This window comes from Pseudomonas sp. FP198 (assembly GCF_030687895.1).
GTDB lineage: Bacteria > Pseudomonadota > Gammaproteobacteria > Pseudomonadales > Pseudomonadaceae > Aquipseudomonas.
In genome coordinates, this window is sequence record NZ_CP117452.1 from 3,541,904 (window position 1) to 3,555,278 (window position 13,375).

Consider the following 13,375-nt stretch of genomic DNA (forward strand, 5'->3'; position numbering starts at 1 on the left):
TCAGGCCGGCGCGGACGTACGGATCAGGTGATCGAAGGCGCTCAACGAAGCCTTGGCCCCCTCGCCCACGGCGATCACGATCTGCTTGTACGGCACGGTGGTCACGTCACCGGCGGCGAACACACCCGGGATCGAGGTCTCGCCACGAGCATCGACGATGATCTCGCCACGCGGCGACAGCTCGACGGTGCCCTTGAGCCAATCGGTGTTTGGCAACAGGCCGATCTGCACGAAGATGCCTTCCAGCGTCACGTCGCGTACTTCACCGCTTGGACGGTCCTTGTAGCGCAAGCCGTTGACCTTCTGGCCGTCGCCCGTCACTTCGGTGGTCTGGGCGTTGGTGATCACCGTCACGTTTGGCAGGCTGTGCAGTTTGCGCTGCAACACCGCGTCGGCACGCAATTGCACGTCGAACTCCAGCAAGGTGACATGAGCCACGATACCCGCGAGGTCGATGGCCGCTTCGACGCCGGAGTTGCCGCCGCCGATCACCGCTACGCGCTTGCCTTTGAACAACGGACCGTCACAGTGCGGGCAGTACGCCACGCCCTTGTTGCGGTATTGCTGCTCGCCCGGCACGTTCATTTCACGCCAGCGGGCACCGGTTGCCAGGATCACGGTCCTGGCCTTGAGGCTCGCACCGCTGGCGAACTTGATCTCATGCAGCCCGCCGTCTTTGCCAGCTACCAAAGCGTCGGCACGTTGCAGGTTCATGATGTCGACGTCGTACTGCTTGACGTGCTCTTCCAGGGCGACGGCCAGTTTCGGGCCTTCGGTTTCCTGGACCGAGATGAAGTTCTCGATCGCCATGGTGTCGAGCACCTGGCCGCCGAAACGCTCGGCCGCGACGCCGGTGCGGATGCCTTTACGGGCCGCATAGATCGCTGCCGAAGCACCGGCCGGGCCACCGCCGACCACCAGTACATCAAAAGCATCCTTGGCGCTGATCTTCTCGGCCTGACGCTCGATGCCGCTGGTGTCGATCTTGGCGAGGATTTCTTCCAGGCCCATGCGGCCCTGGCCGAAGTTCACCCCGTTCAGGTAGATGCTCGGCACCGCCATGATCTGGCGTTCGTCGACTTCGGCCTGGAACAGCGCGCCGTCGATGGCGACGTGACGGATGTTCGGGTTCAGCACCGCCATCAGGTTCAACGCCTGGACCACGTCCGGGCAGTTCTGGCATGACAGCGAGAAATACGTCTCGAAGTTGAACTCGCCCTTGAGCGAGCGGATCTGTTCGATCACTTCGACACTGGCCTTCGAAGGGTGGCCGCCGACTTGCAGCAGGGCCAGCACCAGCGAAGTGAATTCGTGCCCCATGGGAATGCCGGCGAAGCGCAGGCTGATATCGGCTCCCGGGCGATTCAACGAGAACGATGGCTTGCGCGCATCGGTACCGTTGTCGAGCAAGGTAATCTGGTTGGAAAGACTGGCAACATCTTTGAGTAACGCAAGCATTTCCTGGGATTTCGCACCGTCGTCGAGGGATGCAACGATCTCGATCGGCTGGGTGACCCGTTCCAGGTATGACTTCAACTGAGCTTTAAGATTGGCGTCCAACATACGGGCGATTTCCATGTTTGAATTTCAGAAAAAACAACGCCCGAGCGAATCTCGCCCGGGCGTTTTTTGGGGCGAAGCGGCTTACTTGGCTAAGAGCGAATCGCCCTCGGATAACGCACTGGTTTAGATCTTGCCGACCAGGTCCAGGGACGGAGCCAGGGTGGCCTCGCCTTCTTTCCACTTGGCTGGGCAGACTTCGCCTGGGTGGGCAGCAACGTACTGAGCAGCCTTGATCTTGCGCAGCAGCTCGGAAGCGTCACGGCCTACACCGCCGTCGTTGATTTCAACGATCTTGATCTGGCCTTCCGGGTTGATCACGAACGTACCGCGATCCGCCAGACCGGCTTCTTCGATCAGCACGTCGAAGTTGCGGGAGATGGCCAGGGTCGGGTCGCCGATCATGGTGTACTGGATCTTGCCGATGGCTGGCGAAGTGTTGTGCCAGGCAGCGTGGGCAAAGTGGGTGTCGGTCGACACGCTGTAGATCTCGACGCCCAGCTTCTGGAACTCGGCGTAGTTGTCGGCCAGGTCTTCCAGTTCGGTTGGGCAAACGAAGGTGAAGTCAGCCGGGTAGAAGAACACGACAGACCACTTGCCTTTCAGGTCGGCGTCCGAGACTTCGACGAATGCGCCGTTTTTGAAAGCGGTAGCTTTGAACGGTTTAACTTGGCTGTTGATGATAGGCATCGTTGACTCTCCGTCAGGGGTTGAGAAGTTGATGAAGTGAATCTTAGCCACTCATGCCGCCGCTGGCTCATTGGCAAAGCTCATGCGAATGATTGGTTTTAGCTATCAGGAATCTATATAGATAGAAGAAATCTGTGGAGCTGCCACAGGCGACCCTTTGTTGATCGTGGCAGCAGCCAAACAGTTCACAAGGCTGGACCGATGGATCACAGCCTTGCTTGGAAGGCGCCAATCAGGCGGTTGGCGTGCGCATGGTGACGAATTCTTCGGCGGCGGTGGGGTGCACGCCAATGGTCTCGTCGAAGTCGCGCTTGGTGGCCCCGGCCTTGAGGGCGATCGCCAGACCCTGGACAATTTCCCCGGCGTCCGGCCCGACCATGTGGCAACCCAGCACCTTGTCGGAGCTGGCGTCGACCACCAGCTTCATCAGCGTGCGCTCCTGGCACTCGGTGAGGGTCAGCTTCATCGGCCGGAAACGGCTTTCGAAAATCTGCACCTCATGGCCCTCCTCCCGTGCCTGCTCTTCAGTCAGGCCAACGGTGCCGATGTTCGGCAGGCTGAACACGGCCGTGGGAATCATCCGATAATCCACCAGACGGTATTGCTCGGGCTTGAACAGCCGCCGCGCCACCGCCATACCTTCGGCCAGTGCGACGGGGGTCAACTGCACGCGACCGATCACGTCGCCAATCGCCAGGATCGACGGCTCGGCGGTCTCGTACTTTTCGTTGACCTGCACAAAACCCTTGTCGTCCAGCGTGACGCCGGTGTTCTCCAGGCCGAGGTTATCCAGCATCGGACGACGGCCAGTGGCGTAGAACACACAATCGGTGACCAGCGTGCGACCGTCCTTGAGCGTCACCTTCAGGCTGCCGTCGGCTTCCTTGTCGATGCGCTGGATGTCGGCCTTGAACTGCAGGTCGAGGCCACGGCGTTGCAGCTCTTCGGCCAGGTGTTTGCGCACCGCGCCGTCGAAGCCGCGCAGGAATAGGTCGCCGCGATAAAGCAAGGAGGTCTGCGCGCCCATGCCATGGAAAATCCCGGCGAACTCCACCGCGATATAGCCGCCACCAACCACCAGCATGCGCTTGGGCAGCGCGTTGAGGAAAAACGCCTCGTTGGAACTGATGGCGTGCTCGCGCCCGGGAATGTCCGGGATCACCGGCCAGCCGCCCGTGGCGATCATGATGTGTTGTGCGGTGTGGCGCTGGCCGTTGATTTCCACTTCGTGAGGGCCGGTAATCTTGGCATGACCTTCATGCAGCGTGACACCGCTGTTGACCAGCAGGTTGCGATAGATGCCGTTGAGGCGATTGATCTCGCGATCCTTGTTGGCGATCAGCGTGGCCCAGTCGAAACTCGCCTCGCCCGCTGTCCAGCCATAGGCCGACGCTTGCTCGAAGTCCTCGGCGTAATGCGCGCCGTAGACCAGCAGCTTTTTCGGCACGCAGCCGACATTCACGCAGGTGCCGCCCAGGTAGCGGCTTTCCGCCACGGCCACCCTGGCTCCAAAACCGGCGGCAAACCGTGCGGCTCGAACACCGCCGGAACCGGCGCCAATCACATACAGGTCAAAATCGTAGGCCATCATTCATCTCCTTCGGCAGGCCGTCAGCATACCTGCTGTTTCCAGCTGGGGCAGCGTTGCGATGGTTATGGGGGCGGAAAATGGGAAAGCCAGCTGGATCGGATCAATGGATAACCATCGCTCAGGTCAAGCGCAATCCCTGTGGGAGCGAGCTTGCTCGCGATGGCGGTGGGTCAGCTTGCATCAAGGCTGAATGTGCCGACGCTATCGCGAGCAAGCTCGCTCCCACAGGGTGTGTACTTGCGAATTGATAAGTTGCGGGTGCCTTTTCTGTACACAAAAAAACGCCCCGAACCAGTCGGGGCGTTTTTTCAAGGCGCGGTGCAGGCTATCAGTAAGCCTTGCCGGTCTTGTAGAAGTTCTCGAAGCAGAAGTTGGTCGCGTCGATGTAGCCTTCGGCGCCACCGCAGTCGAAACGCTTGCCCTTGAACTTGTAGGCCATCACGCAGCCGTTCTGGGCCTGTTTCATCAGGGCGTCGGTGATCTGGATTTCGCCGCCCTTGCCTGGCTCGGTCTGTTCGATCAGGTCGAAGATGTCCGGAGTCAGGATGTAGCGGCCGATGATCGCCAGGTTCGACGGTGCGTCTTCAGGCTTTGGCTTCTCGACCATGCTGTGAACCCGGTAGATGTCTTCGCGGATCATCTCGCCGGCGATCACACCGTACTTGTTGGTTTCCTGCGGATCCACTTCCTGGATCGCCACGATGGAGCAGCGGAACTGCTTGTACAGCTTCACCATCTGGGTCAGTACGCCGTCGCCTTCGAGGTTGACGCACAAGTCGTCCGCCAGCACCACGGCGAACGGTTCGTCACCGATCAGCGGGCGACCGGTCAGGATCGCGTGGCCCAGGCCTTTCATTTCGGTCTGGCGGGTATAGGAGAACGAGCACTCGTCCAGCAGCTTGCGGATACCGACCAGGTACTTTTCCTTGTCGGTGCCCTTGATCTGGTTTTCCAGCTCGTAGCTGATGTCGAAATGGTCTTCCAGGGCGCGCTTGCCACGGCCGGTGACGATGGAGATTTCCGTCAGGCCTGCGTCAAGGGCTTCTTCGACACCGTACTGGATCAGTGGCTTGTTCACCACCGGCAGCATTTCTTTGGGCATGGCTTTAGTCGCTGGCAGGAAGCGAGTACCGTAACCGGCTGCTGGGAACAAGCATTTCTTGATCATATAAGTCCTTGAAAAGGCGGTATGTACGAGTTTCGGCGCAGTCTAATCAGGCCGCAGGCACCTTACAATGCCCACGCTGGCCAACCGATGCCATCATAGAGAAATAAACCGGCGGATAGTTCAATCGCCTTTCGCTTCGATGGTTCCAGCGGTCCCACTGTACGCCCATGGGCGCTGTTTGCGAGCTTTTGACGTATCATGGCCGCCTTGATCACGCCAACGGGGCAATTAGATGTCGGCAACTCCAAACGCAAACGGTTACTCGGTCAGCCAGGACAAGGACGGCCAGTGGTGGATTACCAATTACCACGGTGAACAGGTCGCCGGCCCCTTGCCCAGCAAGGCCATGGCGGTGGAAGTCGCTGCGGTATTCCAGGATGAACGCTCTGCCCCGGCGCCCCGGGAGCGCGAAAAGGCTCCGGCACGCAATACTCGACGCAAGAAATAGTCGGGCCATCCCATCATTGCCTTGATGGGAACTGTGGTTTAGCTGTACCGGAATGGCCATTCGCTATAATCTCGCGCCATTCCTCCCCCTCTCGATGACGATCCCATGAAAACACTTCTGGCGCTGTTTACAGTCCTGGCCCTGGCGGGCTGTGCCTCGGCGGAAAAAACCTACCTGGCCAACGGTGAACAAGGCCTGGCCATCGACTGCTCGGGCGAAGCCAATTCCTGGGCGACCTGCTACGAAAAAGCCGATGCGTCCTGCGCCGGCACGGGTTATCGCATCGTCGGCACCGACGGCACACCACAAGCCAAGGAAAGCGAAAAGACTCTGGGGGTCGACGTGGGCAACTTCAGCAGCCGCAGTGTCGTCGTGGTGTGCAAATAAAAGGGCAAATAAACTAGATGTGGATCTCGGCGAACTTGATCCCCAGGCCCCGCAGAGTCTCGATCAGGTCGTCGAGCCGGGAGAAGGATTCAACTTCGTCCTGGTCGTCCACCAGGAAAAAACTGCGTCCGGCGCTTTTCTTGAAGAACACGATCCACTCGCCCGGGCTCCCAGGGTTCTGGATCACGTGGGTGGCGCAGATCAGGCCTTCTGCATGGCGCTCGCGCACCTGTTCGCGTTTCATTGACCGGGCTCCATAAATGACAATGCCGCCAACGGCGACCGTGGCGGCATTCTTGTATCAAGGGTGGCAGTTTAACCGATGCCTGCCGATCCGTCAGGCCGAGCCCACGCTCAACCGGAAATGCAGGCGTTGGCTGCGTCCTGTACATCCCCGGGGCGCACAGGCACGTTGGACATGCTTTCATGCAGCTTGATGCTGCTGCCGCTGGAGCGCTCGTCGATGTCGAACACCGCCGCCGGCAGCGCCGACAGCTTGCCGGGAACGATCACCCGAACGCCGTTTTTATGCGGCTCCATTTGCAGCGGGCCACGGCTCTCGAGCAGCTTGTCGGCTACACACCGGGCGTATTCATGGGGCTTCTTTCCGGAGATGACGCTCATGGTGGGCGGTGTCTGGTTGATGTCCGATACCGACGCACATCCACCCAGGGCCAAAGCCAATACCCACACGCTGCGCTTCATACGATTCCTCCGATAAAGACCCTCCGACAGCATAAACACTGCTTTTCTCCCTTGCGCTGCGCTTTTTCACCCGATGGCCGGTAATAAATCAGCCCAGCCTGGGACAGGGGTCGGATATTAACCCGCGGTGCTGATAAACTGCGCGCCATTATTTGCTTCATCTTCTGTCTTGACCGGCAAGAAATGCCCTTCTGGAGGCACCTTTGAAATTCATCCACCAGCGCGAGCACCTCAACGAGGACGATATCGTCGTTATCGAATGCTCCCAAATGTGCAACATCCGTTTGATGAACGACGCCAATTTCCGCAGCTTCAAGAACGGTGGCCGGCACACTTACCATGGCGGCGCGTTCGACACGTTCCCGGCCCGGATCACCGCACCGAGCACCGGCTTCTGGAACATCACCATCGATACCGTCAACCGTCGCGCCATCAGCGTTACCCGCAAGCCGACCCTGACCCACAAGATCAAGATCATCCGGCGCTCCAGCTCGAAACTGAGCTGAGCAGCGTCCCAGACGAAGACAGGAATAACCGTGGCCCAGACGACCAAATACGTCATCAAGTACAAGCTCAACGGCGAACGCCGCTTCGAGTTCGCGCAGTTGCAAAATGGCACCGAGGAAGAAGCCCTGGCAGAGCTGAAGAAGCTGCATGGCGAAAGCGATGATGTGATCAGCGACCTCAAGGTCAGCAAGGCCCTATAAAGACGCAGCCATGTACATCCGTGGCGAGGGGATTTATCCCCGCTCGGCTGCGCAGCAGTCGTAAGCCTGCATCCACGGTTCGCCTGCTGCAATGCGGTAACAGGTTTTAGGGCTGCTGCGCAGCCCAGCGGGGATAAATCCCCTCACCACAAGAGCTCATCACACCGCAAGAATCGGGGTGCGGGCGACGCAGTAGTGTTCAGACTGGGCAGTCCTCCCATCCAGGATTGCGATCATGCCCCCTAAGTCCTCCCTGCCCCGCCCCATCGTCGACCTCGACTGGCCCGCCCTGGAACAAAGCCTCGACGAGGACGGCTGCGCGATCATTCGCAGCCTGCTGCCGGCAGCGCTGTGCCTGGAGCTGCGAGGCTTGTACAGCGACCCGGGGCTGTTTCGTTCCCGGGTGGTGATGGCCCGTCATGGATTCGGACGCGGCGAGTACCAGTACTTTGGTTATCCGCTGCCCAAGGTTGTCCAGCAGTTACGTCAATCGCTGTATGCCCGACTGGTGCCGCTGGCCAACCGCTGGAACGATTGCATGGGCCTGCCAGTGCGCTATCCCGAGCAGCACGCCGATTTCATCCGGCGCTGCCACACTGCAGGCCAACAACGCCCTACGCCGCTGCTGCTGCAATATGGCCCGCAAGACTACAATTGCCTGCATCAGGACCTGTACGGCGAGCACGTATTCCCGTTGCAGGTGGCGATCCTGCTGGCGGAACCGGGCGAGGACTTTACTGGCGGCGAATTCGTCCTCACCGAACAGCGCCCGCGCATGCAGTCACGACCACAGGTCATCGATCTGAAACAGGGCGACGCCGTGGTGTTCGCCGTACACCAGCGACCGGTCAAAGGCATTCGCGGTTATTATCGAGTGAACCAGCGCCATGGCGTCAGCCGCTTGCACAGCGGCCGCCGGCATACACTTGGGATCATTTTTCATGATGCGCAATGACCACACGCCCATCACCCTGGATCTGTTCGCCGATCAACCGCCCACCACGCCCGGCGAGGTTGAACAGATCGGCCAGCAATCCTTCGTATTACGCGGGTTTGCCCTGCCCTGGCTCGACCGCGTGCTGCCGGCGCTGGAAAGCGTCCTGCAGGCGGCGCCATTCCGGCAGATGGTCACGCCCGGCGGCTTTACCATGTCGGTGGCCTTGACCAGTTGCGGCGCGCTCGGCTGGACCACCGACCGCAGCGGCTATCGCTACACGGCCCACGATCCGCAGACCGGCCAGCCCTGGCCCGACATGCCGCAGCTGTTTCGCGAACTGGCCCGTAACGCCGCCCGGCAGGCGGGGTTCGAACACTTCGAGCCCGATGCGTGCCTGATCAACCGCTACGTGCCCGGCGCCCGAATGTCGCTGCACCAGGACAAGAACGAACGCTCCCTGACGGCCCCCGTCGTCTCGCTCTCCCTGGGCCTGCCGGCGATGTTCCAGTTCGGCGGGTTCGAGCGCAGCGACAAAAGCCAGCGCATTGCGCTGTTCCACGGCGACGTCGTGGTCTGGGGCGGTGTGGATCGCTTGCGTTTCCACGGCGTGCTGCCGCTCAAGCCGGGAGAGCACCCGACGCTAGGTGCCCAGCGGATCAATCTGACGTTCCGCATGGCCGGATAACAGCGCAGAATTCAACCGCAAGACCCGGAGTGCCGCCACCTGGATGGCTCGCTACTGTAGGCAAAACGGGCCAATGGAATAACGACCATGAACAGCACTTCAAACACTCTCGCCTCTGAACAGGATCCCCGCTGGGCCGCCGTGCTTGCCCGGGACCCGCGTGCCGACGGGCAATTTGTCTATGGCGTGAAAACCACCGGTATCTATTGCCACCCCAGCAGCCTGTCGCGCCTGCCCAACCCGCGTAACGTCGAATTTTTCGACACGCCGGAACAGGCCCAGGCGGCCGGCTATCGCCCCAGCAAACGCGTGGCCAGGGACCAGACCCAGATCGCCGCGCAACAAGCGGCCCGGGTCGCGGCCGCCTGCCGCCAGATCGAGGCCGCCGAGGAACTGCCAGGCCTGAATGAACTGGCGCAGAGCGCGGGCTTGAGCCCTTTTCATTTTCATCGCGTTTTCAAGTCTGTCACCGGCCTGACGCCCAGGGCCTACGCCGCCGCCCACCGCTCGCGCAAAGTGCGCGAACGCCTGGTCGAAGCCGGGACGGTGACCGAGGCGCTGTATGACGCCGGTTTCAATTCCAACAGCCGTTTCTATGAAGCCGCCGACAAAGTCCTCGGCATGAAACCGGCCGACTACCGCGCCGCCGGGCAGAACACCGACATTCGCTTCGCCGTCGGCCAGTGCTCCCTGGGGGCGATCCTGGTGGCGCAAAGCGACCGTGGCGTGTGCGCGATTCTGTTGGGGGACGATCCGGACGCACTGGTGCGCGACCTGCAGGACAAATTCCGCCGCGCCAACCTCATCGGCGCCGACCGGGAATTCGAGCAGTTGATTGCCCAGGTCGTGGGGTTCATTGAAGCGCCGGCCCTGGGCCTCGACTTGCCGTTGGACCTGCGCGGCACGGCCTTTCAGGAACGGGTCTGGCAAGCCCTGCGGGAGATTCCGCCGGGCAGCACCGCCAGCTACGCCGAGATCGCCCAGCGCATCGGCCTGCCCAAGGCCGTTCGCGCCGTGGCCCAGGCCTGCGGCGCCAACAGCCTCGCCGTGGCGATCCCCTGCCACCGGGTGGTGCGCAGCGACGGCAACCTCTCGGGCTATCGCTGGGGCGTCGAGCGCAAGCGTCAGTTGCTGGCGCTGGAACGCTCGTCTGCTGACTGAACGCCGATATAGATCGCCACCGAGTCGGGCGCGTTGTAGACCTCGAAATCGGTGGCGAACCGGCGTACGGTCTGCGGGTTATCGGCGAAGTACGCCCAGATCAGGCCCCAGGCCTGGATCACGCATTCGGGCATCGGCCCCTTGGCTGAAAACACCAGGTAATCCCCGCCCTCGACGTCCACGGCGGGGTAACCTGCGCTCGTGGCATCGACCTGCACCCCGGCCGTCACCTTGAAGTAGCCGGTGGCATCGGACTCGTAATCGGAATACACCCCATAGACGAACGACTCGGACTGCCGGGCCGGAACGTTGTCGAACAGCCCTTCGGTGAAGAACTGCTGCCACATCGGGCCGATCTTTGCCGTGTCGCCTTGCTGCTCGTCGGCATTGCGGGTGCGCACCTGCAAACCGGCGACGGTGAAGGGTTCGACGGTCTTGAGTTTCACGTCCATGGATCAAACTCCTTGATGGGGGAAGCCCGCATGGTACCCATCCCGTCGCCCGGATCAAACCCGGGCATCGATTGAAAAACTCGACTGGCCCTGGCCGGGCGACACCTGCTAAAAACACGCTTTCCTTCTGCCGTCGGAGACACCCGAACATGAGTCAGTGGCCAGACACCCGCATTCTCGACCTGCTCGGCATCGAGCTGCCCATCATCCAGGGGCCTCTGGCCGGCGTAACCGGTCCGGCCATGGTAGTCGCCACTTGCAATGCCGGCGGGCTGGGCTCGATGCCGGCAGCGATGCTCGACGTGGAGCAACTGCGCCAGGCGCTGACGACTATCAGCGAACAGACCGACAAACCGTTCAACGTGAATTTTTTCTCGCACCAGCCACCAGCGTTCGATGCACAACGGGCCGAGGCCTGGAAACAGCGGCTCAAGCCTTATTACGAAGAACTGGGCGCCGACTTCGAAGCGCCGACGCCGGTGTCCAATCGCACCCCCTTCGATGATGCGGCCTGCCGCGTGCTGGAGGAACTGCGGCCCAAGGTGGTCAGCTTCCACTTCGGCCTGCCGGAAAAATCCTTGCTGGATCGGGTCAAGGCCACCGGCGCGAAAATCCTCTCCTCGGCCACCACCGTCGAAGAAGCCATCTGGCTCGAACAGCACGGCTGCGACGCGATCATCGCCGTGGGCTATGAGGCCGGCGGCCATCGCGGGATGTTCCTGAGTGAGGACCTCAACACCCAGGTGGGTCTCTTCGCCCTGCTGCCCCAAGTGGTGGATGCGGTGAAGGTGCCGGTGATCGCCACCGGCGGGATCGGCGACGCTCGCGGGATTGTCGCGGCGTTTGCCCTGGGCGCGTCGGCAGTGCAGTTGGGCAGTGCTTATCTGTTCACACCGGAAGCCAAGATCACACCATCCCACCACCGGGCGCTACGCACGGCCAGGGAAAGCCAGACCGCCGTCACCAACCTGTTCACCGGCCGCCCGGCCCGGGGCATCGTCAACCGGGTGATGCGCGAGGTCGGCCCGATGAGCCCGCTCGCGCCGGCGTTCCCCCTGGCGGGCGGCGCCTTGATGCCGCTGCGGGCGAAAGACGAAGCGGACTTCGCCAACCTCTGGGCCGGCCAGGCGTTTCCCCTGGGGCGCGAGCTGCCGAGCGGCGAACTGACCCGGCGCTTGGCCGAAGAGGCGCTGGCGCGGTTCAAGGGCTGATTTGGTCGACTGAGCGTGTGCGGCGCTTTCAAGGACGCTATCGCGAGCAAGCTCGCTCCCACAGGGGATCTGGGGTGAATATCGATCTTGCACCGCCTTGAAAACCTGTGGGAGCGAGCTTGCTCGCGATGAGGCCAGTCCTATCACCGCCAAACCCGACAAAATACCGCGTTCCGTTTCCCAGGCATTCGCTATATATTCCGCTATATAGCGAAACCATCCCACGGAACCCTGCCCATGCGCTCGAACCCTTTCGCCCCGCTGCTGCTGGCTACCTGCTTTTGTGTCAGTGCCGCCCAAGCCGACGAGGTGCAGGTAGCGGTCGCCGCCAACTTCACCGCGCCGATCCAGGCCATCGCCGCCGATTTCGAAAAAGACACCGGCCACAAGCTGATAGCCGCCTATGGCGCGACCGGGCAGTTTTATACGCAGATCCAGAATGGTGCGCCCTTCGAAGTCTTCCTCGCCGCCGACGACACCACCCCGGCCAGGCTCGAAAGCGAAGGCGCTACCGTCAAGGGCTCGCGCTTCACCTACGCCATCGGCACGTTGGCGCTGTGGTCGGCCAAGGACAACTACGTCGACAACCAGGGCCAGGTCCTGCGCGACAATGCGTTCAAGCACCTGTCCATCGCCAATCCGAAAACCGCGCCGTATGGCCTGGCCGCGGCCCAGGTCCTGGAAAAACTCGGGCTGTCCGCGCCGGTCAAGAACAAGCTCGTCGAAGGCCAGAACATCACCCAGGCCTATCAGTTCGTCTCCACGGGCAACGCCGAACTGGGCTTCGTCGCCCTGTCCCAGGTGTACAAGGACGGCAAGCTGGCAAGCGGTTCGGCATGGATCGTCCCGGCCGAGCTGCATGATCCGATCAAACAGGACGCGGTGATTCTCGACAAAGGCCGGGACAACCCTGCCGCCCAGGCCTTGATGGAATACCTCAAGGGCCCGCAAGCCGCCGCCATTATCCAGTCCTTCGGTTATCAACGCTGATGCCGCTGACCGGCGCCGATTACGCGGCCATCTGGTTGACGCTGAAACTGGCGTCGCTGACCACGGTAATCCTGCTGCTCATCGGCACGCCCATCGCCTTGTGGCTGACGCGCACCCGATCCTGGCTGCGCGGGCCGGTGGGCGCGGTGGTGGCGCTGCCGCTGGTGTTGCCGCCCACGGTGATCGGCTTTTATCTGTTGCTGGCGCTGGGTCCGAACGGCTGGATCGGCCAGTTCACCCAGGCTCTCGGTCTGGGCACCCTCACCTTCAGCTTTACCGGGCTGGTGATCGGCTCGGTGATCTATTCCATGCCGTTTGTTGTCCAGCCGTTGCAGAACGCGTTTTCGGCCATCGGCAATCGTCCACTGGAAGTCGCCGCCACGCTGCGAGCGGGCCCGTGGGACACTTTTTTCCACGTCATCCTGCCCTTGGCCCGACCCGGTTTCATCACCGCGGCGATTCTCGGTTTCGCCCACACGGTCGGTGAATTCGGCGTGGTGCTGATGATCGGCGGCAACATCCCGGAAAAGACCCGGGTGGTGTCGGTGCAGATCTACGACCATGTCGAAGCCCTCGAATATGCCCAGGCCCATTGGCTGGCGGCGGCGATGCTGGGGTTTTCCTTCCTGGTGTTGCTGGCGCTGTACTCCAGCCGCCGAACCCGTGCCGGCTGGAGCTGAGCG

The 13,375-nt window shown here is 61.7% G+C and carries 17 protein-coding genes; 10 read left to right on the forward strand and 7 right to left on the reverse strand.

Features of this window, described 5'->3' with window-relative positions; translation table 11 throughout:
• The 4 genes from ahpF to galU all read right to left on the reverse strand — a co-directional run bounded on the left by ahpF (position 1) and on the right by galU (position 5,009).
• The gene (ahpF, locus tag PSH78_RS15980) at positions 1–1,563 is read right to left on the reverse strand and encodes an alkyl hydroperoxide reductase subunit F (RefSeq protein ID WP_305495341.1); all 1,563 of its coding nucleotides are present in this window, start codon (positions 1,561–1,563) and stop codon (positions 1–3) included.
• 123 nt (positions 1,564–1,686) lie between these two features.
• A complete protein-coding gene (ahpC, locus tag PSH78_RS15985; protein ID WP_011061677.1) occupies positions 1,687–2,250 on the reverse strand; it encodes an alkyl hydroperoxide reductase subunit C in 564 nt (187 codons plus the stop codon).
• A 232-nt stretch (positions 2,251–2,482) separates the two neighbouring features.
• Positions 2,483–3,838, reverse strand: coding sequence for a glutathione-disulfide reductase (gene gorA / locus PSH78_RS15990; RefSeq protein ID WP_305501295.1), 1,356 nt, complete (start codon positions 3,836–3,838; stop codon positions 2,483–2,485).
• A gap of 331 nt (positions 3,839–4,169) precedes the next feature.
• Complete coding sequence (galU, locus tag PSH78_RS15995) at positions 4,170–5,009, reverse strand: UTP--glucose-1-phosphate uridylyltransferase GalU (protein ID WP_039592970.1); 840 nt, start codon at positions 5,007–5,009, stop codon at positions 4,170–4,172.
• Positions 5,010–5,241: 232 nt separating this feature from the next.
• Here galU and PSH78_RS16000 point away from each other — a divergent pair, with 232 nt between their 5' ends.
• On the forward strand, positions 5,242–5,457 hold the full coding sequence (locus PSH78_RS16000) for a hypothetical protein (RefSeq protein ID WP_305495356.1): 216 nt from the start codon (positions 5,242–5,244) through the stop codon (positions 5,455–5,457).
• Positions 5,458–5,562: 105 nt separating this feature from the next.
• Positions 5,563–5,844: a hypothetical protein gene (locus tag PSH78_RS16005; protein ID WP_305495358.1), complete on the forward strand. Its 282-nt coding sequence runs from the start codon at positions 5,563–5,565 to the stop codon at positions 5,842–5,844.
• A 13-nt stretch (positions 5,845–5,857) separates the two neighbouring features.
• On the opposite strand, the gene PSH78_RS16010 is transcribed toward PSH78_RS16005, so the two are convergent.
• Together PSH78_RS16010 and PSH78_RS16015 are read right to left on the reverse strand one after the other, a co-directional pair.
• Positions 5,858–6,088 (reverse strand): hypothetical protein, encoded by a 231-nt coding sequence (locus PSH78_RS16010; protein WP_305495360.1) that lies wholly within the window; start codon positions 6,086–6,088, stop codon positions 5,858–5,860.
• Between the two features lie 110 nt (positions 6,089–6,198).
• Complete coding sequence (locus PSH78_RS16015; RefSeq protein ID WP_305495362.1) at positions 6,199–6,549, reverse strand: hypothetical protein; 351 nt, start codon at positions 6,547–6,549, stop codon at positions 6,199–6,201.
• 203 nt (positions 6,550–6,752) lie between these two features.
• On the opposite strand from PSH78_RS16015, the gene PSH78_RS16020 reads away from it, so the two are divergent.
• The 5 genes from PSH78_RS16020 (at position 6,753) to ada (ending at position 10,039) form a co-directional block, all read left to right on the forward strand.
• Entirely contained in the window at positions 6,753–7,055 is a 303-nt protein-coding gene (locus PSH78_RS16020; RefSeq protein ID WP_003182962.1) for a DUF1883 domain-containing protein, read from the forward strand.
• Between the two features lie 30 nt (positions 7,056–7,085).
• Positions 7,086–7,256, forward strand: a complete 171-nt coding sequence (locus tag PSH78_RS16025; protein ID WP_305495364.1) for a hypothetical protein — start codon at positions 7,086–7,088, stop codon at positions 7,254–7,256.
• Positions 7,257–7,491: 235 nt separating this feature from the next.
• Positions 7,492–8,211, forward strand: coding sequence for a 2OG-Fe(II) oxygenase (locus tag PSH78_RS16030; RefSeq protein ID WP_305495366.1), 720 nt, complete (start codon positions 7,492–7,494; stop codon positions 8,209–8,211).
• The gene (gene alkB / locus PSH78_RS16035; RefSeq protein ID WP_305501296.1) at positions 8,201–8,878 is read left to right on the forward strand and encodes a DNA oxidative demethylase AlkB; all 678 of its coding nucleotides are present in this window, start codon (positions 8,201–8,203) and stop codon (positions 8,876–8,878) included. The genes PSH78_RS16030 and alkB overlap by 11 nt, the downstream gene beginning before the upstream one ends.
• A gap of 87 nt (positions 8,879–8,965) precedes the next feature.
• A complete protein-coding gene (gene ada / locus PSH78_RS16040; protein WP_305495368.1) occupies positions 8,966–10,039 on the forward strand; it encodes a bifunctional DNA-binding transcriptional regulator/O6-methylguanine-DNA methyltransferase Ada in 1,074 nt (357 codons plus the stop codon).
• Here the strand turns inward: ada and PSH78_RS16045 are convergent.
• Entirely contained in the window at positions 10,003–10,491 is a 489-nt protein-coding gene (locus PSH78_RS16045) for a GyrI-like domain-containing protein (RefSeq protein WP_305495370.1), read from the reverse strand. The two genes, ada and PSH78_RS16045, sit on opposite strands and share 37 nt — an antisense overlap.
• Before the next feature lie 149 nt (positions 10,492–10,640).
• Between PSH78_RS16045 and PSH78_RS16050 the strand changes: the two genes are divergently transcribed.
• The 3 genes from PSH78_RS16050 (at position 10,641) to modB (ending at position 13,372) form a co-directional block, all read left to right on the forward strand.
• Positions 10,641–11,702, forward strand: a complete 1,062-nt coding sequence (locus tag PSH78_RS16050; RefSeq protein ID WP_305495372.1) for a nitronate monooxygenase family protein — start codon at positions 10,641–10,643, stop codon at positions 11,700–11,702.
• Positions 11,703–11,939: 237 nt separating this feature from the next.
• On the forward strand, positions 11,940–12,692 hold the full coding sequence (gene modA, locus PSH78_RS16055; protein ID WP_305495374.1) for a molybdate ABC transporter substrate-binding protein: 753 nt from the start codon (positions 11,940–11,942) through the stop codon (positions 12,690–12,692).
• Entirely contained in the window at positions 12,692–13,372 is a 681-nt protein-coding gene (gene modB, locus PSH78_RS16060) for a molybdate ABC transporter permease subunit (RefSeq protein ID WP_305495375.1), read from the forward strand. Before modA ends, modB begins: the two co-directional genes overlap by 1 nt.
• The last annotated feature ends 3 nt before the right edge of the window (positions 13,373–13,375 follow it).